We start from the raw sequence: 23,962 nt of genomic DNA, 5'->3' as shown, positions 1-23,962 counted from the left end.
CTCATAATGCTCAGGAAACGGCCTGTTCCGCCAGCGCTGCTGACGAGGTACGGGCAGGACGTAAGTAGCGACCAAACCCTGCATTGCGTAACGCCAGATCAACACAGCTCTTGATGACATGGGGCGAATCCAGCAACAGCACATCTTCCAACAGTTGAATGGCCCATTCCCGCCCCACGCTGCGGATTACGGACTTCACTTTTGGCAAACTGGCCGCGTTCATCGACAGGGAGTCATAGCCCATGGCCATCAGCAACAGAGCACCGCCCGGATCACCCGCCAGTTCGCCACAGATACCCACCGGTTTGCCCACCGAATGGGCATCCTGCGCCACCCGCACCAGCGCCTGAAGCACCGCCGGATGATAGGAGTGATAAAGCTGCGCTACCCGCGGGTTGTTGCGATCTACCGCCAGCAGATATTGAGTCAGATCGTTGGAGCCCACCGACAGGAAATCCACCCGCTCGGCCAGCTCACGAATCTGGTAAACCGCGGCCGGGATTTCCACCATCACACCCACCTTGGGCATGTGGATGTCGTAACCTTCCTCACGGACTTCGTGATAGACCCGATAGATCAGGTGCAGGGACTCCTCCACCTCAGAGATATTGCTGATCATCGGTAACATGATCTGCAGGTTGTTCAAGCCTTCGCTGGCCTTGAGCATGGCCCGCACCTGAACCAGGAAGATCTCGGGGTGGTCCAGCGTTACCCGGATACCGCGCCAGCCCAGGAACGGGTTTTCTTCCTGAATGGGGAAATAGGTCAGCGCCTTGTCACCGCCAATATCGAGGGTTCGCATGGTGACCGGATTGGGGGCAAAGGCCTCCAGCTGTTCCCGGTAGTATTCCCTCTGCTCCTGCTCGGACGGGAACCGGTCCTTGATCATGAATGGCACTTCGGTGCGGTACAGGCCGATACCCTCGGCACCATGGGAAAGAGAGCGCACAACGTCGGTCATCAAACCGGTGTTTACCAGCAGGGAGACCCGGTGACCATCTGTGGTCTCGCAGGGCTTGTCACGCAGCGCTTCAAGGCCCCGAACCAGCTCGTCTTCTTCGTCGCAGATAGCCTGAAAAAAGGTCCGGAGATCGGCCGAGGGAGACGCGAAAATCTGCCCCTCGAAACCGTCAACAACCAGCTCCCGGCCGTCGAGCTGGTTAACCGGGATATCCACCAGCCCCATTACGGTGGGAACACCCATGGCCCTGGCCAGGATGGCCACATGGGAATTGCTGGACCCCTTAACGGAAACCAGGCCGACCAGCTGCCCTTTGGGCACTTCACCGAGCATGGCCGGTGTCAGCTCTTCACTGACCAGTACGGTGCGTTCGGGATATTCCAGATGCTTCTGCTCACCTTCCTGCAGGTGTGAGAGTAATCGGCGGCCCAGATCACGGATGTCGACTGCGCGTTCTTGCAGGTACAGGTCGTCCATCATCTCGAAATGACGAACATACTGCTGAACCACCTGTTTCAAGGCACCCTGAGCCCAGACGCCTTCCCGGATTCGATTCGCCACCTCACCCGGTAGCGCCTCATCTCCCAGCATCCGCAGGTAAACATCGAACAACGCCTGCTCTTCCGGCCGGAGCTGGGACGCCAGGCGGTTGGCAACGCGTTCGATATCTTCCCGCACCGCCGAAACAGCTGAACGAAAGAGCTCGAGCTCCTGGCCAATGTCTTCGGTCGGCTTTTCCGGAACCACGTCCAGATCGGCAGCAGGATAAACCACCACGCCCGTTCCAATGGCGACACCCGGCGCGCCGGGAACACCACTAAAACTCACATCCCGCGCTTCCTCACCCGTCAGCGACAGGCCACTGATGGCCCCTGTCGCCTCGCTGTGGGCAATCACACCTGCCAATTGAGCTGAAACCGTGACCAGAAAAGCTTCTTCACCTTCATCGAAGCAACGGGAACTCTCCCGCTGCTGCACCACCAGCACGCCCATTACCCGGCGATGGTGGATAATCGGCACCCCCAGAAACGAGCGAAAGCGCTCCTCACCGGTTTCCGGGAAGTAACGATAGCGCGGGTGGGATGGTGCATCCTCAAGATTGATGGGTTCTTCACGTGAACCCACGAGACCCACCAGACCCTCGGAATAGGCCAGGCTGACCTGGCCCACGGAGTCTTTGTAAAGGCCTTCAGTGGCCATCAGGATATAGCGATTGGAGGCGGGATCCAGCAGATAAACCGAGCAGACTTCTGTGCCCATGGCCTTTTGCACCCGCGATACAATGATTTCCAACGCCTCCTGGAGATCGCGGGCGCTGTTTACCTCTTGTACTAGACTTCGCAGGATGCTCAGCATGGAGTCAGTCCGTCATTTCTGATGTTCCTTCATACGCCGTGGGTTCTCGGCCCGGTGCCACTGCTCCATGTTATGAAACAGTCTTGGAGCCAGCTCCCTCAACGCGCGCCTGTATACTTCTCGTTTGAATGAAACCACCTGCCCCAACGGATACCAGTAGCTCACCCACTGCCAGCCGTCGAATTCCGGTGAATCCGTGCCATCCACGCGTACGTGCGCGTCTGGCGATAACATCCTCAGCAGGAACCATTTCTGTTTTTGCCCCACGCATACGGGGTGCGAGTTATGGCGTACCATCCTCCTCGGAAGCCGGTAACGCAGCCAGCCCCGGGTGCAGCTGATGATTTCCACATCGCTGGCACACAGGCCGATTTCCTCTCCAAGCTCCCGGTAGAGTGCATCCTCGGGGGTTTCGTTGTGCTTGATACCGCCCTGAGGAAACTGCCAGGAGTCCTGCCCTATTCGCCTTGCCCAGAGAACTTCTCCCCTGTGGTTGGCCAGAATGATTCCGACGTTGGGTCTGAAACCGTCTGAGTCGATCACGGCACAGTCCTCGTAGTAGTCGGCTGCCGGTTATTTTTTAACCGGCGAAAATTGTCCAAGTTGCTCTCATTCTTACAGAAACCCAAGGCTTCGGCAAACGGAGCTGTTGGCGGCACGTTACTGCCATGCCGTGGTAGACTGTCGCCTTTGCCATGATGCCTGTACGGATGGGAGGAGAAGGCTTGACGCTCGCGATTTTTGATCTGGATAACACTTTGCTGGCCGGGGACAGCGACCATGCATGGGGCGAATTCCTGGTGGAAGAGGGCATGGTGGATGCGGAGGAGTACAAGCGGGCCAACGACCGCTTCTATCAGGAATATCTGAATGGAGAGCTGGATGTTTTCCATTACCAGCGCTTTGTCCTGGCCCCCCTCACCCGCCACAATCTGGAAGAGCTTGAAGGCTGGCGGGCTGCTTTCATGGCCAAGAAGGTGCAGCCGATGATGCTGGACAAGGCGGTGAAGTTACTCGCGGATCATCGCGAGCGGGGCCACACGCTGATGATCATTACGGCAACCAGCCGTTTTATTACCGAACCTATCGCCGAAATGCTGGGAGTGGATCATTTGATTGCCACTGAGCCAGAGCTGGTGAACGGGAAATTCACGGGTGAAGTGGCGGGCACACCGAGTTTTCAGGAGGGCAAGGTGGAGCGACTGAATGACTGGCTGACTGCCCACGGCGAGAGCCTTGAGGGCGCCTGGTTCTACAGCGATTCCCACAATGATTTGCCGCTGTTGCGGAAGGTGGATAATCCCGTGGCGGTGGACCCGGACCCTACCCTGGAGAAAACGGCAATTGAGAATGGCTGGGCGGTGATGTCTTTACGGGATTGATCCTGGTTGGTGCTACCGGACCGGCCATGGGCCGGGTGAGCCTTTCCGGGATACGCTGTGAATACATCCATGTACGCTCGACAAAATCATCCATGATTTTGACGATCCCGGAAAGGCTCACCCAGCCCACGGCCTGCTTTTGGCGAACTCGCCGATTATAGAAATCCAGTCAATGACCGCACAAAGCAGGACTTGATGTAGTCTGTCTCCGGAATCCCCGGTACGATCGGATGATCCGGCGCCTGGTGACCCTGCTCCAGCAACTGCACAAACCGATCAATTTTGCGGCCGCTGCTACGAATAATATCGATCAGCTTTTCCTGGGAAAGGTGCATGGAACAGGAGGCCGACACCAGCAATCCGTCGCGCTCCAGCAGCCTGAGTCCCAACTGATTCAACCGGGCATAGGCCTGCTCACCGGCTTTCTGGTCCCGGCGGCGCGGGATCAGTGCGGGCGGGTCCAGCACCACGATGTCGAATTTTTCCTTTTCGTCCGCCAGGGCTTTCAGGGCATCAAAGGCATCACCTTCAATGGTATCCACGTTTTCCAGCCCATTCAGTTTGGCGTTGTGGTGTACCGCATCTACGGCGGCTGACGATGCGTCCACGCAGGTCACCTGGGATGCGCCGGCGCAAGCGGCCTGAATGCCCCAACCGCCCACGTAACTGAACACATCGAGAACTTTTTTGCCGGGCGCGTAGGCCTGCAGGCGCTGGCGATTCATGCGGTGGTCATAGAACCAACCGGTTTTCTGGCCGCCCGCCAGGGGCACTTCAAAGCGGGCGCCGTTCTCTTCCACCAGTACGGTGTCGGCTTCCGGACCGTGGGCAAACTCCACGTAAGTATCCAGCCCTTCTACTTTGCGCATTTTGCCATCGTTCTTCAGCACGATGATGCGGGCATGAGCCAGGCGCTGGACGGCACGGACAATAGCCTCCTTCATCTGCTCCATGCCGGCGGTGGAGATCTGCACTACGACGACATCATCGAACCGGTCTACTACCAGGCCAGAAAGACCATCGCTGTCGCCGAATACCCAGCGATAGAAGGGTTTATCAAACAATCGCTCCCTCAGACTCAGGGCCGCCTCCATGCGATCAGTCAGCCGCTTGGGCGTCATGCCGTGAGCAGCATCACGACTGATCAAACGACCGCAGATCAGGGAATGGGGATTCACAAACGCCACCCCCATCGGTTTGTCGTTCGATGCCCGAACCTGCACCTGCGCGCCGGGCTGAAACTCCGTCAGCGGGCTGCGGCGGGTATCCACCTCGTTGCTGTACACCCACAAATGACCGGCCCGGAGACGACGTTCTGCGCCTTTGCGCAGATAGAGAACGGGGAATTCCATCAATAATTATTCCTCAGCAGCCACGTGTTCAGCGTAGGCAGCCGCATCCATGAGGCCTTCCAGCTCGCCTTCGTCGGCCAGCTTTACCTTGAACATCCAGCCATCGCCGTAGGGGTCTTCGTTCACGATTTCCGGCTCGTCTTCGAGCTTTTCATTGATCTCGATGACCTCGCCGGTTACCGGACTGAATACGTCCGACGCGGATTTCACGGATTCTGCCACGCCGGCTTCTTCGCCGCCGTTTACCGTTGCGCCCATTTCCGGCACACCGATGTAGACCACGTCTCCCAGCTGCTCCTGGGCAAAATCGGTGATGCCCACGGTGGCGGTGCCGTCAGCGTCCACGCGCACCCACTGGTGAGTTTCGATGTACTTCAGATCAGAAGGGATTTCACTCATGATTTGTGTGTCCTGTGATAATTTTCCGCGCAGTTTAACCGAAGAGATTAGTTCCAGCGAATGCTGCGGGCCAGCTTCACGAACGCGTTCAGATAATCCACCGCCTCGTCACGCTCCCGGAAACCCAGAAAAATCTGTTTGGGCATACCTTGTTGACCGAGTTTCAGGGCTCTGATGGGCATGTTCCGGGCATAGTCATCCACCAGCCAGCGTGGTAACGCACTCACCCCTCGCCCTGCAGCAACCATCTGCAACATGATATCGGTGGTCTCAATGGTCTTATGGCGTGCCGGTGCGGTATGCGCCGGCAGAAAAAACCGCGTGAAGATGTCCAGACGCTCTACTGCCACCGGATAAGTAATCAGCGTTTCTTTTTCGAGTTGATGCGGCTCTACCCATTTTTCATCAGCCAGCGAATGATCCTCCGACACCACCAACACCTGTTCATAATCAAACACGGGCTCAAAACTGACCCCTGGCTTGTGCAACGGGTCCGGGGTAACCAGCAAGTCGATGTCATGACCAAACAACGCGCCCATACCACCGAATTGAAACTCCTGTTTTACATCCACATCGACATCCGGCCACTGCTGCAAGTAAGGGCCTACTACTTTCAGAAGCCATTGATAGCAGGGGTGACACTCCATGCCAACTCGCAAGCTGCCGCGCTGCCCTTGGGCAATCTGGTGAATCTGCATCTCAGCGTGTTCAAACTGCGGCAGCAAACGATTGGCCAATGCCAGCAGTTGATGACCAGCCTGCGTCAAACGCAACTGACGCCCCTCTCGGAGCCAGACCGAAGTGCCCAGTTGTTGCTCCAGTTTACGAATAGCGTGGGACAACGCCGACTGGGTGAGGTGTAGCTGTTCCGCCGCAGCCGTCAGTGAACCCTGGCGCTCCACCGCTCGCATGATTTCCAGATGATGCCGCTCGACCATAACCTTTCCGTGAACGTTTTTCATGATTTAGTGAAATAATACCATTTTTATTCATGCAAAAGCCCACCTAACCTTGAGACCTGACTCAACACACAGGATTCAAGGACTCAATCATGGCAACCACACATAACCTCGGCTTCCCCCGTATCGGTGGCCAGCGTGAGCTGAAATTCGCGCTGGAAGACTATTGGGGCGGCCGGCAAACCGAACAGGAACTGGCCATCACGGCAGCCGATCTGCGTCGGCGTCACTGGCAGCAACAGGCCGGGCTCGATTACGTGCCGGTAGGCGATTTTTCCCTTTACGACCAGGTGCTGGATATGTCCGTCACTCTGGGAAACCTCCCCATCCGGGCCGCCGGCAAAGAAGGCTCGGAGCTGGACGCTTACTTCCGTGCCGCACGTGGCCGGGGTGCCAATGATAGCCCCTGCTGCGCCACCGCCGCTGGCGAGATGACCAAGTGGTTTGACACCAACTACCATTACATTGTGCCAGAGCTGACGGCTGACACTCACTTTGAACTCAATCCGGAACGATTGTTAACACAACTGTCCGAAGCACGGAAACAGGGACTCAACGCAAAACCCGTGATTATTGGCCCGGTGACCTATCTCTGGCTGGGCAAAACCTCGGATGCTAGTAATCGACTGGATTTGCTGGAGCGCCTGCTGCCGGTGTATTCGCAACTCCTGGAAGCTCTGGCGGATGCCGGTGCGGAATGGGTTCAGCTTGACGAACCGGCCCTGGTCACAGATCTTGATGCCAACTGGCGTTATGCCTTCAATCTGGCTTACCACCAGCTCAAAGCGAACCGCCCGAAACTGCTATTGGCCACCTATTTCGGCGAGCTTCGGGACAATCTTCAACTGGCGTGCGAATTGCCCGTTGCAGGACTGCACATCGATGCCATCAGCGCGCCGGCCGAAGTCAGTCGCGTGGCAGACTGGCTGCCGAGTCACAAAGTGCTTTCTCTCGGCGTGGTCAACGGTCGCAACATCTGGAAATCGGATCTGAACAGCACCCTAGGCTGGTTGGAGCCCCTGAACGAAAAACTGGGCCAACGTCTGTGGCTGGCACCGTCCTGTTCGCTTCTGCATGTCCCTGTTGACCTCTCCCGAGAACAAGAGCTTGATAGCGACATCCGCAACTGGCTAGCGTTTGCGGTTCAGAAACTCGACGAACTGCAGATTCTCGCCCGAGCACTGAACGAGGGCCGCAGCAGTGTGCGCGCCGAGCTGGCAGACAACCAATTGGCCATCGATAGCCGCCGAAACTCCCATCGCGTGACCAATCCGGAGGTTCGAAAGGCCGTTGCTTCGGTTACACCTGAGCTTGGCAATCGCCAGAGCCCCTACCCTCAGCGAATCGCCCGCCAGCGGGAGAGACTAAATCTGCCCGCCTTCCCGACCACGACCATCGGATCTTTCCCACAAACCCGCGAGATTCGACAGGCGCGACTGCAATTCCGTAAGGGCGAGCTGAGCGAACAGGCTTACATCGAACAAATGCGAGCAGAAATTGTTCGCTGCGTGGAAGCGCAGGAAAAGCTCGGACTGGATGTTCTGGTACACGGCGAACCGGAACGTAACGACATGGTGGAATACTTTGGCGAGCAACTGGACGGCTATGCCTTCACGCGCTTCGGCTGGGTTCAGTCTTACGGCTCGCGCTGCGTGAAACCGCCAATTCTGTTTGGCGATATCCGCCGCCCCCAGGCCATGACCGTGGAATGGATCCGTTATGCCCAGTCGCTGACCGACAAACCGGTGAAGGGGATGCTGACCGGCCCAGTGACGATTCTGAACTGGTCTTTCGTACGGGATGATCAGCCTCGCAAGGATTCCTGCCTGCAACTGGCCCTGGCGATTCGCGAGGAGGTTCAGGATCTGGAAAAAGCCGGCGTGAACATCATCCAGATCGACGAAGCCGCTCTGCGCGAAGGTCTGCCGCTGAGAAAGTCGGACTGGGCAACGTATCTGGAGTGGGCAATCAACAGCTTCCGCATCGCCGCCAACGGCGTAGATGACAGCACCCAGATCCATACCCATATGTGCTACTCGGAATTCAACGACATCATCGAAGCCATTGCCCGTATGGATGCCGATGTCATCACCATCGAGACCTCTCGGTCAGACATGGAACTGCTGGATGCGTTCCGGAGCTTTGAATACCCCAACGACATTGGTCCGGGCGTATACGACATCCATTCGCCCAACATTCCAGACAAGGAACATATCATCAACCTGATGACTCTGGCGGCTGAACGTATCCCCGCAGAACGGCTGTGGATTAACCCGGACTGCGGCCTGAAAACGCGGAAATGGGAAGAAGTGACGCCGGCACTGGAAACCATGGTAGCGGCCGCACGGGAACTGAGAAGCTAGGTTTCACAAGCGGCAATCTGTGGGTGCGCCCAAGGAAATGCACCCGCAGATTTAGCGGTGCGGCTACCACTTGTCGAGCTGCAAGCCATGCTCTTCCAGGTAATCGCCATGCTCTTCCAGATAAGATGCTGTGGCACTGGCAAAATCGTCGGGGTCACCCTCAACCTCAGTAGCAGATACTCGCATCACCTCCACTGCGTTACTTTGCTGGCTCATCATCCACATTACGACCTGGCCGCCGGGGGCCAGGCCAAGTACCAGGCTATGGCGGGGCATATAACGTTCTTTGCCACCAGGAGTCGTGGTAAGGGCGGGCACACTCATTCTGGCTTCCAGATCGTCAGGAACCCTGATCAACGTTGAGTAAAACTTCTGCTCGGCATACGAGAACCAGTGAAGCGCAATCAAGTTGGGAAACGGATCCATTTCACCGCCACCACCTCGTGGACCATACTTGCCCGTCCAACAACATGAAACAGTGCCTATAGGCACGCGCCAGCTGCGCTCACCCGACCTCTCGAGGTGCATGTTCATCACCCACATCTGATAGTGCTGCGGAGCAGCTACACCAATATACCAGGGAATATCACCTTTCTTCGCTGTGGAGCAGCCAGTGATAAGCAAGCCAACGCTGACAATCATCAAAAGCCTTCGAAGAGAATACATAACGGCACCTTATCGGTTGGCATGAATGGCGCGCTCTCCTGACGAAGCAGGAGCATTAGGACTAAAGTTTCGTCCGAAACGAATGTTCGTAACGGTTTCACCGATCATAAACCTTAACGCGTTATAGTTTGCCGAATAGTGAACATAGCGCTGCCTAATCAATGCCTGTTGACCCAAGGTCAACGAGGGAGAATCACAACCAGAAATAACTTGATGAAGAATGTCCTCGGAAACTTGCATCAAGTCATCAGGTATACGCGTTTCTTCGTCTGCACGAATATCTCGTAGCGGCACTCCAGCCTGGCTGGCCAATTCCCACATAACTTTGAAAGCTATTCTGGAATACTCTCCCCGAACCTGCCGCACCATCCGCAACGCCAGCTCTACCCGTCCATCTGGCGCCGGGTGAGCGGATACTTTCTTATGCACTTGATAATAAGCATCTCCCAGCGGACCGAGCTGACTGGGTGCTGGATCCGGTTCTTCAGATGATTGAACAGGCATGCTGTATTCCCCGATCCAGCCTTCCGATTCAAATTTGAGTTTCAAGTTATTCAGGTTATCCCATTCCATCGTCTGCTCTGGCCAACGATGACGATGTGTCGGAATCACATAGTAAGGAGTTACCAGAACATCCTCGCGTTGATTATCCGAGTAACCACCACCGATATCGGAATGCACCCCCGGCAATGAGATTTCCCGGAAGTTTTCAGGGAGACTGCCATCAGAATTCCGTAAGCTGTTGAGGGAGAAATTTTCCCGATGTTCGTCAGCTGCAATTAAATGCGCTGCGGCCTCTACCTTTTTGGGATCGAGATAGACAGTAACAGGTGCATTACGCTCATTCGACGGCGATAAATCAATGGCGAGCGGATTAATTACCGCAGCCACAGTGTCGAATACCCCCACAAAGCGGACAGCAACCTTACCTGGCCATTCCATGTCAAATGACTGAAACATCCGCCCCAGTGCACCAGTTGATCCTTCGAGTATTTCGTGGGCTGCCAAGCGAGCAGAGGCTGCGCCACGACTGAACCCGAATAAATCTACCGTTAGCGTTCTAATATTGCTCGAGAGTCCCAAACCATATATTCGCCGAACCACTCTAGAAAAGGCATTTCTCACCTGACTAACGATTCCTGTCTCCCCCATTCCAGAAACAGATCCAACCAACGAGTCACCTTCGCCAGTTTTAGTGCCAATACCAGGTGCATAAATCCATAGACGATGTGTAGCTCGACCATTCGATTCTTCACTGGACTCAATATAATGACGAGCCAGCTTCGCCACATTACTCGGCGCATTGCCATAACTCCCACCCAATGCCAGAGACAATCGATACTCACATTCCTCCAGTGACATCTCGCCGCGCTCAAAAGCCTCAACGCATTCGGTCGCCACTCGCTCTTCCAGTTCCCTGGAATTTTCAGCATTGTTGAGGGTGCCATCAGTGAAGATGCCGATTTCGAGATGGACCTCCGGAGGTGCTTCGGTGGTGGAAGATTCGGTCGTCTTGGTCAGTGGAGAGACAGGCAAAACGTTTTTCGAGAATGAGCTGGGTGAGCCGCCGGATTGAACGTCTTGCCGCGAAGCCTGCTCGCGCTGTTTAAGGCGATACTCCATCGCGAAATCGCCTGAAGGCAGACTTCCCACGCCCAGACTGCCCTGAACCCGCAAATCTCCCGGGGTAATACCGTGCTGATTCAGAGCGTTTACTCCGGCGATGATCTCATGATCAACTCCGGCGTCTGTCACCTGCCAACGGCCCTCGCCTCTCTCCCCCTCACGCCAACGCACGACGGGTGAGGATGGTGCGCCATCAATACTGTCAAAAACCAGAAGAAGTCGCCCATCCCGTATTTCCCGGAGGACATTTTCGATATGCGTATTGCGCTGTTCCTTAAACGCACGTGCTCCCAGACCGTAAGTTGCCGGCCGTCCAAGCAGACGCTCAAGGTTCAGGTTGGGGTCGTTCTGAATAAAACCGCGGGCTTTTTCCAAGGCAAAGAAGGGCGATTCCAGCCCTGGCAGATCTGCAGCCTGCAGATCCTGAGGTTGTATGATTTTCATTGCGTGTCATCCGTTGACGGGTGCTGATTTTCCCTGTGAAATCCCTTTCACAGGGATGTCATATTATCAAAGTCGTCAACGTAAACCGTGATCTGCCTTCAGCCAGGCCCGAATCAATACCCGGTACTCTTCTCATCCAGGTCAAACTCGAAACTGGCCGCCCGGCGGACTTCCGTTTTGAAGCATCCCGAGGGGTCAAGTTCCAGCCAGCGATAGCCGGGGGCCAAAGGCTCCACGGCAAAGTCGCTGGATCCTGTGGCAAACTGGATGCAGGTGGAGGGTGTAGCCAGCAGACATGCACCATTGCGCTGCTGTTCAAGCTCTTGATGAATATGACCCCATAGCACCACACGAACCTGCGGATGCCGGTCAATCACTTGCCAGAAGGCGTCCCGGTTTTTGAGCCCGATTTTTTCCATCCAGTCTGAGCCGATATCCACCGGGTGGTGATGCAGGCAAACCATAGCAGGCAGCTCTGGCCGTTCGGACAGAGCCCGATCGAGAAAACTCAATTCATCGGCCGAAAGCTCACCAAACACTTTGCCGTGTACCGAGGAATCCAGCATGACAAACTGCCAGCCGCCCTGTATCCATTGTTTCTGATCAGAGCCGGTCTCCGCCGCAATCGCAGACAACAGCGCAGAATCGTCGTGATTACCAGCAATCCAGAGCGAGGGGCAATCAAACGCCTGCAGTTGTTCACCGAAATACCGGTAGGCCTCCGGCGATGCATCCTGGGTGAGGTCTCCGGTGGCAAGAATCAGGTCGGGCTGGCCGTGATTGCGAAGCACTTCGCCAATCACCGCCGCCAGGCTGTCACGGGTGTTGACTCCCAGCAAGGCGCCATCCGCAGACGCCATCAGGTGCGGATCGGTAAGCTGCAACACATTGAGTGGGCGCGCCGTTGTGGGTTTGGTCATGCCAGGCCTGTTCTGTTTTCTGCAAGCAGTTGATAATCCAGACAAGTGTACGATGGCTGAGTTCAGATTGATTGTTCACGAATGGAAGGTGGATCACATTCTGACCAGCGGCACGCTAGATTTTGCAGTATTTGACAACTCTGCCACAGGTCCGACAACCGACTTTATAGACTTTCGGCGAACTGAGAAACCGTGCAGAGATGATGTCTTTCAATCGATGCCTTCGCCCGCCGACCAGGCTGCATGCTCCATCGGCAGGTGCCCGAAACGCAGGCAGTAGTCCAGCCAATCGGCCAGGAAGCCGTTCACCTGAACCTTTTCATCCGGGTGATGCATAAACCGGTTCGGATAGTCATTCACGGGCGCAATCTGTCGCTGCCGGTAGCAGCTGATTACTTCGGCCATCAGGGCGTCGTGGTATACGCGCACTGTCATCCGCGGGTTATTCAGCCACCGACCACTATTGTGAACTTGTTCCAGCAACAGGGTTTCGGTGAATCTGGCCGTCTGCAGTACTTCAATCCGCACCCGGCCCAGGTACTGGTTCTCCCGGTGCAGTTCGAACTCACATACGGGCTTGCCATCCACCTCAAGCTGGCGCAGCTTGCGCAGGCGCTGATAGTTGCCGTCGCAGAGTGCCCCCAACTGGCGCAGGTCCGGCACATACTGCCTGGGCCGTTTTACCCACTCCGTCATGCTTGCCACTCCCGCCGCAAACGCTCCCGGTTCAGTTGCAGCCACTGGATGGCAATAATCGCGGCGGCGTTATTGATGCGGCCATCAGCAATCATGGCAAAGCATTCATCCGCTGACACCACGTGGCTGAGAATGTCCTCGTGCTCATGTTCCATACCGAAAACACCACCAGCCTCGGCGGTGCTGATCTGACCGCAATACAGGTGGATCATTTCCGTGGTACCGCCTGGGGACACCAGGTAATCGCAGATCTTGTCCAGGCGACTGAAACTCAGCCCAGCCTCTTCCTGACCTTCTCGCTGAGCCACCTCTTCCGGGCTCTCACCATCCTCATTCATACCAGCAACAAGCTCCAGTAACCAGGGGGACTGATTACGGCCGAGCGCACCCAGACGAAACTGCTCCAGAAGTACAACCTCGTCGCGCCCCGGATCGTATGGCAGCACGCAGGTGGCATCACCTCGGATGAACAGTTCCCGGCTAAAAACGGGCATGTCGCGGCCATCGAAGCGCGGATGTGTCAGCCAGAGTTTGTCCATGCGGAAGAAGCCCTGGAACACAGTTTCGCGCATTTCAACTTTGACATCACTGGCGTTGAACTGGAATGGTTTTGGCATTACTGCTTCCGGTTGCACATTCGGCCTTGAACGATAGCCGGAGCCACGGCGGGGTGCAAGTTAACAGCCCGCCAGGCTCGGATTCACGCTATGGCGGAAGCATGCAGATGCGGGTCAGACCTTGTCGTAGATCTTGCTGCCTGATTCCACGAATTCCCGCGATTTCGCCTGCATACCGGCGTCAATCGCCGATACCTCATCAATGCCTTGCTCTGCCGCGTAGTCCCGGACTTCCTGGGAGATCTTCATGGAGCAGAACTTAGGCCCGCACATGGAGCAGAAATGCGCCACCTTGGCCGATTCCTTGGGAAGGGTTTCGTCGTGGTAGGCGCGGGCGGTGTCCGGGTCCAGGCCGAGGTTGAACTGGTCTTCCCAGCGGAACTCGAAGCGGGCCTTGGACAGCGCGTTGTCGCGGATCTGGGCGCCTGGGTGGCCTTTGGCGAGATCGGCAGCGTGGGCGGCGATTTTGTAGGTGATGATGCCGGTTTTTACGTCGTCTTTGTTGGGCAGGCCCAGATGCTCTTTCGGGGTGACGTAGCAGAGCATGGCGCAGCCATACCAGCCGATCATCGCCGCGCCGATGCCGGAGGTGATGTGGTCATAGCCCGGGGCAATATCCGTGGTCAACGGGCCGAGGGTGTAGAACGGCGCCTCGTCGCAGCATTCCAGCTGCTTATCCATGTTTTCTTTGATCAGGTGCATGGGCACGTGGCCGGGGCCTTCGATCATGCACTGGACGTCGTGTTTCCAGGCAATTTTGGTCAGCTCACCCAGGGTTTCCAGTTCGCCGAACTGGGCTGCGTCGTTGGCGTCGGCGATGGAGCCGGGGCGCAGGCCGTCGCCAAGGCTGAAAGAGACATCGTAGGCTTTCATGATTTCGCAGATGTCTTCGAAATGCTCATACAGGAAGCTTTCTTTGTGGTGCGCCAGGCACCACTTGGCCATGATGGAACCACCCCGGGAAACGATGCCGGTGGTGCGTTTGGCGGTGAGGGGCACGTGGTGTAAACGAACACCCGCGTGGATGGTGAAGTAATCCACGCCTTGCTCGGCTTGTTCGACCAGGGTGTCCCGGAAGATTTCCCAGGTCAGGTCTTCCGCAACGCCGCCCACCTTTTCCAGCGCCTGATAGATAGGCACGGTGCCGATGGGAACCGGGGAGTTGCGGATGATCCATTCGCGGGTTTCGTGGATGTTCTTGCCGGTGGACAGGTCCATCACCGTATCGGAACCCCAGCGGATACCCCAGGTGAGCTTTTCCACTTCGTCTTCGATAGACGAGGTGACCGCGGAGTTGCCGATGTTGCCGTTGATCTTCACCAAAAAATTGCGGCCAATGATCATCGGCTCGATTTCCGGATGGTTGATGTTGGCGGGGATGATGGCCCGGCCACGGGCGACTTCATCGCGCACGAACTCCGGAGTGATTTCCGCAGGCAAACTGGCCCCGAATGACTGGCCGGGGTGCTGGTCCGCCAGTAGGCCGTTGTCCCGGGCTTCCTGCAGCATCATATTTTCCCGGATGGCCACGTACTCCATTTCCGGCGTAATAATCCCCTGGCGTGCGTAGTGCATCTGGCTGACGTTTTTGCCGGGCCTGGCACGCAGGGGTTTGCGTTCATCCATAAAGCGGAGCGGGTCCAGCTGCGGGTCTTTCATGCGACGGCGGGTGAATTCGGAGGTGTAGCCTTCCAGTTGCTGTACATCGCCCCGCTCGGCAATCCAGGCGGCGCGAACCGGCGGCAAGCCCTTGCGCAGATCAATGGTGGCTTCCGGGTCTGTGTAGGGCCCAGAGGTATCGTATACCACCACGGGCGGGTTCTTCTCGCCACCCATTTCAGTGGGAGTGTCGCCCACAGTAATTTCCCGCATTGGCACCCGCAGATCGGGTCGGCTACCCTGCACGTATATTTTTCGTGAGCTTGGTAATGGTTTGATTGCTGCGGAGTCTACTTTTGCGGAGTCGCTGAGGTATGCTGGTAAGTCCGTCATGATCTGCTCCCGGATGGTCTTGTGGTATCGGGTCGCGTATGACGGAGTTGCGACAGACTGCCCTACAGGCTTAGTGTCGCGGTTCATCTGGTCTTAATCCCTACGCCGGTATTATCCGGATCAGGTCGCGGGTTCTGCGTTGCAATCTCAGCCGATCGCCAGTTTATGGCGAATCAGCACCCCGTCAGGACGCGATTCTGAATTCGTTTGTCCACAAAATACGTGGACTTAGCAAGTCTAGAGACGGGAGCGATTATTGTCCATAATGGTCAACCAATACCTTTGGGTCATTGCCGGGCAGATTCCCGGAGTCAGTATTTCAGGAGAACCAATGAAAAAACGTTTACTTCCAGGATTGATCACCCTGCTCGCAGCCCAGCCCGCTTTCTCTCTGGATCTTGTGGAGGCTTATGAGCAGGCACTGTCATATGACTCCGGCATTGCCTCTGCCATGGCACAGTTCCAGGCCCAGCAGGCAACCAGCGATGTCAGCAAGAGCGCCCTGCTGCCCAAAATCTCGGCGGTTGGGTCAGCAAGCTACACACGTTTCAAGCCCAGGAATATACCCGGGGGGGCAAACGCCGATGAGCTGGTGCGGCAACTCTTCGCGGGAGACAGTTATCGAACCTACCGCTACGGCGTCGAGCTGACCCAGCCACTGTTCCGGGCTCAAGACTGGTTCAGCTACGAAGCCAGCCAGTTCCAGGCCGAGGCGGCCGAGGCCCAGTACAACCTGGCCCAGCAACAACTGATTCTGGATGTGGCAACCGCCTACTTCGATGTCCTGCGCGCCAAGGACACCGTCACAACCGCAAAAGCGACTGAAACGGCCATCCAGCGCCAGTACGAACAGGCCCGGGAACGGTTTGACGTGGGGCTCATTGCCGTCACCGAAGTCTATGAAGCGCGTGCCAGCTACGACGATGCCAGGAGCCAGCGCATCGCCGCCGACAACGACCTGAATGTGGCCAGGGAACAACTGGCCCGGTTAACCGGAGAATATCCGGACGCCATGGAAAATCTCAGGCAGAATTTTCCGCTCGGGCGCCCGGAGCCCATGGATCCGACTTCGTGGGAAGCAACCGCGGTGGAGCAAAACTGGTCTATTCAGGCGGCCCTGAGGCAACTCAATGCCAGCGAAGCCAGCCTGAAAGCGGCAAAGTCCGGTCATTTGCCAACCCTTGAGCTGAGCGCCTCCTACCAGGAAACCAGTCTGGAGAACGCCCTTTTTACCCAGCAGGAGCGCAGCCAGTCCGTTGCCTCACTGTCACTGACCATCCCGCTCTACACGGGCGGCGGCACCCAGGCCGGCGCCCGGGAACAGCGTTCGCTGGTCACCGCCGCCGAACAGGACCTGAATACGGTGCGCCGGGATGTACAGGTGAACACCCGCAGCCTGTTCCTGACCGTGAACAACAACGTGGAGACAGCCTCTGCCCTTGAGCAAACCATCATCTCCCGCCGCAGTGCACTGGATGCAACCCGCGCCGGCTATGATGTAGGTACCCGGAACATTGTGGAAGTGCTGGATGCAGAACGTGCGTACTACGTGGCGCTGCGGGATTACGCCAACGCCCGCTATGACTACGTGATCAACACCCTGAAACTGAAGCAGGCGGCAGGCACCCTGAGCCCGCAGGATCTGATTGACCTGAACAACTGGCTCAGCGAAGGCGCCCGGGGCATTGAAGCCCTGGCCGAAGAAGGAAAGACACTGGACGATCCGGTGCAGTAAATCGGGCAGCTTGCAGAATATTCCGGGTGCCAGTGCGGCACCCGGAGTTACAACCGCTCCGTAATACCCTCCACGACCTTATCCAGCGCACCCCGGTTCTTGTTGACCACCGCCAGAGCCCGCTCACCGTACGCCTTCAGCGCCTCCGGGTCGTCTATCAGTGAACAGATCGCCCGCGCCAGCTCATCCGCATTTTCGACCAGCTGGACACCCTGATCATCCAGTAAGCGCTGATAGATTGTCTCAAAATTAAACACATGAGTGCCGGAGAATACCGGAATGCCCCAGGCCGCAGGCTCCAGCGGATTGTGCCCTCCCCGCTCGATCAGTGAGCCGCCCACGAAGGCGAGGTCACTGGCTCCGTAAAGCATCATCAGCTCTCCCATGGTGTCGCCAAGATACACCTCCGCACCAGCGGGAGATGCTCCTGTTGACCGGCGAACCACGGAAAAGCCTTCGCCTTGAGCCATCTCAGCTACCGAATCAAACCGGTCCGGATGCCGGGGCACAATGATGAGTAAGGCATCGGCGTGCTGAGCCAGAATCTGGCGATGAGCCGCCAGCAATTGCTCGTCTTCTCCGGTGTGGGTGCTGCCGGCAATCCAAACGGGGCGCTCACCCAGGGATTTTCGGAAGCTGACAGAGGCCGCACGGACATCATCAGGAATATCCGCATCGAATTTTACACTGCCGGTGACCTCAACATTACCCGGAGCCACTCCGATGCGGCGAAACCGCTCTGCGTCTTTTTCGGCTTGCGCAGCCACCCAGCTGATGCTTTTGATAATAGGTGCTGCCACGCCCCGAACCCGTTCATACCCCCGGGCAGATCGTTCAGACAGACGGGCATTGATCAGAAAAACAGGCACATGACGGTGTCGGCACTGGCGGATCATATTGGGCCAGATTTCCGTTTCCATGATCACCAGGATGCGGGGGTTAACCCGATTCAGGAAGCGCCGAATAGCCCCGGGCGTGTCGTAAGGGGCGTAGGCATAGGCTACCCTGTCACCAAACATCTTCCGGGCCTGGGCCAGCCCGGTATCAGTCATGGCAGTCATCAGGATGGTCGCACCCAGGTTACGGGCCAGCAGGCGCCGGACCATGGGGCCGGCGGCAATGGTTTCTCCCACCGAAACCGCGTGCACCCAAATCACCGGGCCCTGCATTTGCGGCACCAACCCAAGGCGATGTTGCCAGTCTTGCCGCAACGCCGGCGCCTTGCGGCCCTGCCACCAGAGCCGGACAAGGATAAACGGCAGGGCGAGCCGGATCAGCAGGGAATAGATAAACTGGAACACGCAGGACTCCCGGCAAAACAGTGCGTTATCATAGGGATAAATTTGTTGTGGACGGGCATCTTGCCCCCCGGAAAACCGTTTGTCGATGCAGGATTCACGATTTTGAAGAAGAAGTACCGCAAACTACCGCGAAACACAGACTATTCAGCCTATCGCCATCCTCGGTGGTGGCCAACCTGGCTTGGCATAGCGGCGATGTGGCTGGTGGCCCAGTTGCCCCTGCGCCTGCAATGGTGGCTGGGCAAAATTGCTGGCCTACTGGCCTGGCGGCTGGCGAAAAGCCGACGCCATATTGCCGAAGTGAACATTCGCCTGTGTTTTCCGGAGCTGAACCAGCAGCAACAGGCTGCGCTGGTTCGCAATGCCTTTATCGCCAACGGGATTGGCTTGATGGAGCTTTGTTTTGCCTGGTTTCGTGATCCAGCGAAACTGACGGGCATCACCCGAGTCCATGGCCTCGAACACTTCGAGCAGGCTCTGGCCCAGGGCAAAGGCGTTTTGTTGCTGGGCGGCCATTACAGCACCCTTGACCTGGGCGGGAGCCTGGCGACTGAATTCATAGAAGCGGATGTCATGCAGCGGGATCACAACAACCCGTTGATGAACGCGGTAATGACAAGAGCCCGGGAACGCCGATACGGAACCGTGCTGGGCGCCAGAGATCTTCGTGGACTGTTCCGCAGCCTGAAGAAAAACCGGGCGGTCTGGTATGCCACCGATCAGGATTATGGCCGCAAGGATATTGTCTTTGCACCGTTCTTCGGAATACCGGCGGGCACCATCACCGCCACATCCAGAATTGCGGAGCGAAGCGGATGCAAGGTGGTTCCGTTCAGTCATTTCCGTCGCGACGATGGTCCGGGCTATGACATTTATTTCCACCCGGCCCTTGAGAATTTCCCCAGTGGGGATGATCTCAAGGATGCAACATTGATCAACCAGACTATCGAGAAGGAAGTGCGGCGGGCCCCCGATCAATACCTCTGGATGCACCGGCGCTTCAAAACCCGCCCTGATGAGAACGACCCGGGATTCTACGAACGCAGGTAACGAAGAATTCAGGCAACACGGAGGCCGGCATTGCCTGCCGGAACACCATGGCCAAACCCGAACCCAGAACGCAGGATGCATCCGCACCGGTGGTGTGGCTGCTGACCGACAACAAGCCGGGCCACCGGAATCAGCTCAAGGGGCTGGGCAACCGGCTTCGCGTCCTGGCCGGGGCAAGCACTTACTGGGTTGATGCCTCGTGCATAAAGGTACCGCTCTGGCGGGCATTGCTGGCTTCTCCGCCCCAAATGGATGCGTCACTGCCTCGCCCCGATCTTGTCATCGCGGCGGGGTCTGGCACGCATCGCCTGCTGCTTTCACTGCGAAAACTTCGTGGAACACGAACACTGGTCGTTATGAAGCCAGCGTTCCCACTATCTCTGGTCAGCGGCGCCCTGATTCCGGCCCATGATCGCGTGCAGTCAGGTCCGCGGATTCTGTTAACCGAGGGCGTTCTGAATACCATCACACCCCTGGCCAGAATCACCGAGAAACGGGAAGCGCTGCTACTCATTGGCGGGCCTTCTCCGCATTTCGACTGGGACGACGATGTTGTCCTCGGCCAGATATCCCACCTGATCGGTCACTACCCCGACTGGCGATGGACCATCAGCACCTCCCGAAGAACACCAGAGCCCATGCAGGAACGCCTTAACGAAATGGCCGGGCTACGGATTACCGTTGTTCATCCTGGCCAGACCCACGAGGACTGGCTAAGCCATCAACTATCGGCCTCACGAGCAGCCTGGGTCACCCCGGACAGCATGTCCATGGTCTGTGAGGCGGCAACCTCCGGGGTGCCAACGGGCCTTTTCGAGTTGCCGGCGAGATCCGGCAGCCGCGTAGTAGAAGGTGTGGAACGATTGGTACGGGGCGGGTATGTTGCCCAGTGGACCGACCACGCCAGCGTCATGGCAGGTCGGGCCGACCACGACCGCGCCCTCTGGGAAGCCAACCGCGCAGCCCGATGGGTACTTGATAACGGGTTACTGCCAAAGAGCCAAAAAAGCAGTCAACGCCTGCACCAGGGGGTCCAACTTTGAGAATTCTTCAGGCACTTCCGGCGCTTTACAGTGGCGGCGTAGAACGAGGAACGGTTGAGTTCGCCGCCGATCTCGTCAAACGCGGTCACGAATCCTTTGTCGTCTCCAAGGGCGGTCCCATGGCCGAGCAACTGCGAGGACAGGGGTCAACGCATATCTTCATGCCAATCCACCGAAAAACCCCGGCATCCTTCGGTCAGATTCTGCCAATGCGAAAACTGCTTCTTGAGCTGAAGCCAGACATCGTTCATGTCCGCTCACGCATGCCCGCCTGGATAATTTTCCTGGCCCTGAAAAGCATTCCGAAGCAGCAGCGCCCCGCTGTTGTATCCACCTTCCATGGCATGTATTCGGTAACACCCTACAGCGCCATCATGACCCGGGCCGATCACATCATTGCCGTGTCCCAGTGCGTGCGGGATTACGTGATGAACAATTACCCGGTTTCCGAGGAGAAGCTGACGGTCATCCAGCGGGGGGTCGATGTGGATGCCTTCCATCAACGGGAGCTTACACAGCAATGGCTGGACCGCTGGTTCCGTCAGTACCCACAGCTTGCCGGCAAGAAAATCATTATGATGCCCGGGCGGATTTCCCGCTGGAAAGGCCAACTGGATTTCCTGGCCATGATGTCGAAACTGGTGCAGGACCGGCCCGATTGCCATGGCATTATTGTGGGAGGTGCAGAACCGGGCAAAGAGCATTTCCTGGATGAACTGGAAAAGGAAAGGGCACGCCTGGATCTGACCGACAAGGTCAGCTTTCTTGGCCAACGCAATGACATGACCAACCTGTACCTGCTCGCCGAGGTGGTGTGCCATATGAGCACCAAACCGGAACCTTTTGGCCGGACAGTGACCGAGGCTCTGGCCTCGGGAACACCGGTTGTAGCCTATAATCGGGGCGGAGCGGCGGAAACACTCCAGGCCTGCTTCAGGGATGGGCTGGTGACACCGGACAACGTGGAGGAATTTGCCCAAGCGGTTTCCCGGCTGCTGGATGCCAAACCGCCGGCCATCGAGATCCCCTATCGGTTCAGGTTGGAAGCACAAACCGAAGCAACCTTGCGGGTTTATGAGAACGTGCTGAATAACGCAGCCGGCCGATCATGACGTCTTGCAGCCAATTAACCATTGCCCTTCTTGTCGCCACACCCGGAACCACCTGGGGCGGCATGGAACAGCACACCGCGGATCTGGCGGGTGCGCTGGCGGTACGCGGGCATAGAGTCCATGTGCTGGGCCATAAAGCCTACCGGGACAAATTCCCTGCCGGCGTCCAGTTTCATCCATTGCCGGTTCAACTCGGGCGACGGAACCTCTGGCTGCAATTGGCTCTCCGCCGGCGACTTCGCGAATTATTGCCCGATATCTTGCACGCCCAGGGCAATAAGGCAGCGCAACTGGCCGGTAAAACAGGAAAACTTGCCCGTGTGCGAGTCGGTACGGTGCACGGCACCAAATCCAGCCACAAGGCATTTGATCGCCTCGACGAGATCGTTGCAGTAAGCCCGAGGATCCTGGGATCTCTGCGACACCCCCATAAACACCTGATCTACAATGGTGTCGACTCAGAACGCAAAAAAATTAACTCGGACGATGGCCCCAACCTTCCGGCAGGTGTCACCAATGTAATCGCCGCGGGGCGCCTGGAACCGGTAAAAGGTTTTGATGCGCTGATCAGGGCCTGGGCCCAGCTTGGCCCAGCCAGGGACACATGTCACCTGACCATATTCGGCGAAGGAAGCCAGCGGCCACAACTGGAACAGCTAATCCGCAAGTCAGAACTGGATCATTCGATCACCCTGGCAGGTTTTAGCCAGAACCTGGCGCCTGTCTACGGCAAAGCCGACATGACAGTGATCAGCTCCGAGCGGGAAGGATTTCCCTATGTGCTGGCCGAGTCGCTCATCTATGGTTGCCCGGTTGTCTCCACTCCGGTATCGGGGCCTCGTGATCTTCTGCCGCCTTCCTCTCTCAGCAAGGGACACCAGGACAGAGACCTTGCCAATCTGATGGCCCGGGCCATCGCAAATCTGGAGACACTGAAACAAAGCCAGCGGACCGCTATGGCGTTTGCACGCGAAAATCTGACAGTCACAGCCATGGCCGACCAAACAGAAGCCCTTTATCGGAAAGCCCTTGATGAGCGCCGGGCCACTCAAAGGTGATCCGGGCACACTGATTCCTACCGAGTTCTTTCCTGTTCAAACTCAGACAACATCTGAATCTCCCGAGCCTTTGCCAGGCGCATAAAGTTCCGGTTAGCGGCTATAATCGCAACGCTAAGGCCAAACCAGCCGTTCAGAATCTGGCGATGCAACAGGTAATACTTCAGGAACTTCAGCGGAAACTCGGCGAACAGGCGGGCACTGGAGATCCGTCGCCCCTTTGCAGCAATAAAGCGGGCCTGCTCCGTAGACAACTGGCAGTACTTGCGCTCCATTTGCTCCAGGGAAATCAACGTGCGATGCAATACATCACCCTTGAGATCCAGAGCCCGACCGGCTTTCACCCGGGGACGGTCATTATTGCTGTCTTTTTCAGCCTCAATCACCGCCTTGTTCCGATTATAGAGTCTCAGGATTTTTTTCGATTTATCGTGTCGGAACGGATGACAGGGGTCCGGCTGGGACAGCACCCATCGCATCCGGAACCCGGCAATGTCCGGGTCGACCGGCTTTGAAAACAGCGCCTTGATGTTGGCCACAAGCTCGTCCGACAACACCTCATCCGCATCCAGATCCAGAACCCAGTCATTGCGACACAGGCTTGCGGCGAAGGCTTTCTGGCAGGCAAACCCCTGCCAGTCGTTATGCACGAACCTTGCACCGGCAGCTTCGGCAATTTCGCGGGTTCGGTCAGTGCTCCCGGAATCAACTACGATAATCTCATCGACCCAGCCGGAAACCTTCGCCAGGGACTCTGGCAATCTCAGTTCTTCATTCTGAGTGATGTAATAAACGGACAACGGCAGCTTCATCACAATTCCTGGTGTCAGGGCAATCAGTTTACGGACTGGTCAGAACAATATCATGGTTGCCTTATGATAAGATGTCGCGCCTGATTTTGACGTTTTACTTGGCATTCTTTAACTCAAG

The 23,962-nt window shown here is 57.0% G+C and carries 20 protein-coding genes and 1 riboswitch; of the genes, 7 read left to right on the top strand and 13 right to left on the bottom strand.

Annotation, left to right across the window (positions count from 1 at the left end; all coding sequences use genetic code 11):
• Nucleotides 1–10: 10 nt before the first annotated feature.
• Both ptsP and ARC85_RS11830 read right to left on the bottom strand, forming a co-directional pair.
• Nucleotides 11–2,317 carry a phosphoenolpyruvate--protein phosphotransferase gene (ptsP, locus tag ARC85_RS11835; protein ID WP_153741315.1) on the bottom strand — a complete coding sequence of 769 codons (2,307 nt, stop codon included), beginning with the start codon at nucleotides 2,315–2,317 and terminating at the stop codon, nucleotides 11–13.
• Nucleotides 2,318–2,329: 12 nt separating this feature from the next.
• Entirely contained in the window at nucleotides 2,330–2,860 is a 531-nt protein-coding gene (locus ARC85_RS11830; RefSeq protein WP_011784333.1) for an RNA pyrophosphohydrolase, read from the bottom strand.
• Nucleotides 2,861–3,042: 182 nt separating this feature from the next.
• Between ARC85_RS11830 and ARC85_RS11825 the strand changes: the two genes are divergently transcribed.
• Nucleotides 3,043–3,699, top strand: a complete 657-nt coding sequence (locus tag ARC85_RS11825; protein WP_041656166.1) for a histidinol-phosphatase — start codon at nucleotides 3,043–3,045, stop codon at nucleotides 3,697–3,699.
• Between the two features lie 155 nt (nucleotides 3,700–3,854).
• Here ARC85_RS11825 and ARC85_RS11820 read toward each other — a convergent pair whose 3' ends face one another.
• Genes ARC85_RS11820 through ARC85_RS11810 form a run of 3 tightly spaced genes read right to left on the bottom strand, consistent with a single transcriptional unit; the run spans nucleotide 3,855 to nucleotide 6,388 of the window.
• Nucleotides 3,855–5,051 carry a class I SAM-dependent rRNA methyltransferase gene (locus tag ARC85_RS11820; RefSeq protein WP_286714905.1) on the bottom strand — a complete coding sequence of 399 codons (1,197 nt, stop codon included), beginning with the start codon at nucleotides 5,049–5,051 and terminating at the stop codon, nucleotides 3,855–3,857.
• Between the two features lie 6 nt (nucleotides 5,052–5,057).
• On the bottom strand, nucleotides 5,058–5,450 hold the full coding sequence (gene gcvH, locus ARC85_RS11815) for a glycine cleavage system protein GcvH (protein ID WP_011784330.1): 393 nt from the start codon (nucleotides 5,448–5,450) through the stop codon (nucleotides 5,058–5,060).
• A gap of 47 nt (nucleotides 5,451–5,497) precedes the next feature.
• Complete coding sequence (locus ARC85_RS11810) at nucleotides 5,498–6,388, bottom strand: LysR family transcriptional regulator (protein ID WP_286714904.1); 891 nt, start codon at nucleotides 6,386–6,388, stop codon at nucleotides 5,498–5,500.
• 113 nt (nucleotides 6,389–6,501) lie between these two features.
• Here ARC85_RS11810 and metE point away from each other — a divergent pair, with 113 nt between their 5' ends.
• Nucleotides 6,502–8,772 (top strand): 5-methyltetrahydropteroyltriglutamate--homocysteine S-methyltransferase, encoded by a 2,271-nt coding sequence (gene metE / locus ARC85_RS11805; protein WP_286714903.1) that lies wholly within the window; start codon nucleotides 6,502–6,504, stop codon nucleotides 8,770–8,772.
• A gap of 63 nt (nucleotides 8,773–8,835) precedes the next feature.
• On the opposite strand, the gene ARC85_RS11800 is transcribed toward metE, so the two are convergent.
• From ARC85_RS11800 to thiC, 6 genes are all read right to left on the bottom strand, one after another.
• Nucleotides 8,836–9,438, bottom strand: a complete 603-nt coding sequence (locus tag ARC85_RS11800; protein WP_286714902.1) for a DUF2931 family protein — start codon at nucleotides 9,436–9,438, stop codon at nucleotides 8,836–8,838.
• Nucleotides 9,439–9,447: 9 nt separating this feature from the next.
• Nucleotides 9,448–11,508, bottom strand: coding sequence for a T6SS phospholipase effector Tle1-like catalytic domain-containing protein (locus ARC85_RS11795; RefSeq protein WP_286714901.1), 2,061 nt, complete (start codon nucleotides 11,506–11,508; stop codon nucleotides 9,448–9,450).
• Between the two features lie 113 nt (nucleotides 11,509–11,621).
• Nucleotides 11,622–12,428, bottom strand: a complete 807-nt coding sequence (gene cpdA, locus ARC85_RS11790) for a 3',5'-cyclic-AMP phosphodiesterase (protein ID WP_011784325.1) — start codon at nucleotides 12,426–12,428, stop codon at nucleotides 11,622–11,624.
• Nucleotides 12,429–12,638: 210 nt separating this feature from the next.
• Nucleotides 12,639–13,124 carry a DUF1249 domain-containing protein gene (locus ARC85_RS11785; protein ID WP_023010963.1) on the bottom strand — a complete coding sequence of 162 codons (486 nt, stop codon included), beginning with the start codon at nucleotides 13,122–13,124 and terminating at the stop codon, nucleotides 12,639–12,641.
• Nucleotides 13,121–13,741 carry an NUDIX domain-containing protein gene (locus tag ARC85_RS11780; protein ID WP_153741307.1) on the bottom strand — a complete coding sequence of 207 codons (621 nt, stop codon included), beginning with the start codon at nucleotides 13,739–13,741 and terminating at the stop codon, nucleotides 13,121–13,123. The genes ARC85_RS11785 and ARC85_RS11780 overlap by 4 nt, the downstream gene beginning before the upstream one ends.
• Nucleotides 13,742–13,855: 114 nt before the next feature.
• Nucleotides 13,856–15,733, bottom strand: a complete 1,878-nt coding sequence (gene thiC, locus ARC85_RS11775; protein ID WP_286714940.1) for a phosphomethylpyrimidine synthase ThiC — start codon at nucleotides 15,731–15,733, stop codon at nucleotides 13,856–13,858.
• 80 nt (nucleotides 15,734–15,813) lie between these two features.
• A riboswitch (TPP riboswitch) is annotated at nucleotides 15,814–15,927 on the bottom strand.
• 137 nt (nucleotides 15,928–16,064) lie between these two features.
• Between thiC and ARC85_RS11770 the strand changes: the two genes are divergently transcribed.
• Complete coding sequence (locus ARC85_RS11770; protein WP_286714899.1) at nucleotides 16,065–17,468, top strand: TolC family outer membrane protein; 1,404 nt, start codon at nucleotides 16,065–16,067, stop codon at nucleotides 17,466–17,468.
• 47 nt (nucleotides 17,469–17,515) lie between these two features.
• Here ARC85_RS11770 and waaA read toward each other — a convergent pair whose 3' ends face one another.
• Complete coding sequence (waaA, locus tag ARC85_RS11765; RefSeq protein WP_286714898.1) at nucleotides 17,516–18,769, bottom strand: lipid IV(A) 3-deoxy-D-manno-octulosonic acid transferase; 1,254 nt, start codon at nucleotides 18,767–18,769, stop codon at nucleotides 17,516–17,518.
• A gap of 102 nt (nucleotides 18,770–18,871) precedes the next feature.
• Here waaA and lpxL point away from each other — a divergent pair, with 102 nt between their 5' ends.
• The 4 genes from lpxL to ARC85_RS11745 are packed head-to-tail and all read left to right on the top strand — an operon-like array spanning nucleotide 18,872 to nucleotide 23,032.
• A complete protein-coding gene (gene lpxL / locus ARC85_RS11760) occupies nucleotides 18,872–19,819 on the top strand; it encodes an LpxL/LpxP family Kdo(2)-lipid IV(A) lauroyl/palmitoleoyl acyltransferase (protein ID WP_286714896.1) in 948 nt (315 codons plus the stop codon).
• 47 nt (nucleotides 19,820–19,866) lie between these two features.
• A complete protein-coding gene (locus tag ARC85_RS11755; RefSeq protein ID WP_286714895.1) occupies nucleotides 19,867–20,862 on the top strand; it encodes a mitochondrial fission ELM1 family protein in 996 nt (331 codons plus the stop codon).
• Nucleotides 20,859–21,974: a glycosyltransferase family 4 protein gene (locus ARC85_RS11750; RefSeq protein WP_286714893.1), complete on the top strand. Its 1,116-nt coding sequence runs from the start codon at nucleotides 20,859–20,861 to the stop codon at nucleotides 21,972–21,974. The genes ARC85_RS11755 and ARC85_RS11750 overlap by 4 nt, the downstream gene beginning before the upstream one ends.
• Nucleotides 21,971–23,032 carry a glycosyltransferase gene (locus tag ARC85_RS11745; protein WP_286714892.1) on the top strand — a complete coding sequence of 354 codons (1,062 nt, stop codon included), beginning with the start codon at nucleotides 21,971–21,973 and terminating at the stop codon, nucleotides 23,030–23,032. The genes ARC85_RS11750 and ARC85_RS11745 overlap by 4 nt, the downstream gene beginning before the upstream one ends.
• Nucleotides 23,033–23,049: 17 nt before the next feature.
• On the opposite strand, the gene ARC85_RS11740 is transcribed toward ARC85_RS11745, so the two are convergent.
• A complete protein-coding gene (locus tag ARC85_RS11740; protein WP_286714891.1) occupies nucleotides 23,050–23,844 on the bottom strand; it encodes a glycosyltransferase family 2 protein in 795 nt (264 codons plus the stop codon).
• Nucleotides 23,845–23,962 lie beyond the last annotated feature (118 nt).

It is taken from the genome of Marinobacter sp. tcs-11 (assembly GCF_002049515.1).
In the GTDB taxonomy this organism is placed as follows: Bacteria; Pseudomonadota; Gammaproteobacteria; order Pseudomonadales; family Oleiphilaceae; genus Marinobacter; species Marinobacter nauticus.
Note: the sequence above shows the minus strand (reverse complement) of the source record. Positions and strands in the feature narration are given on the sequence as shown.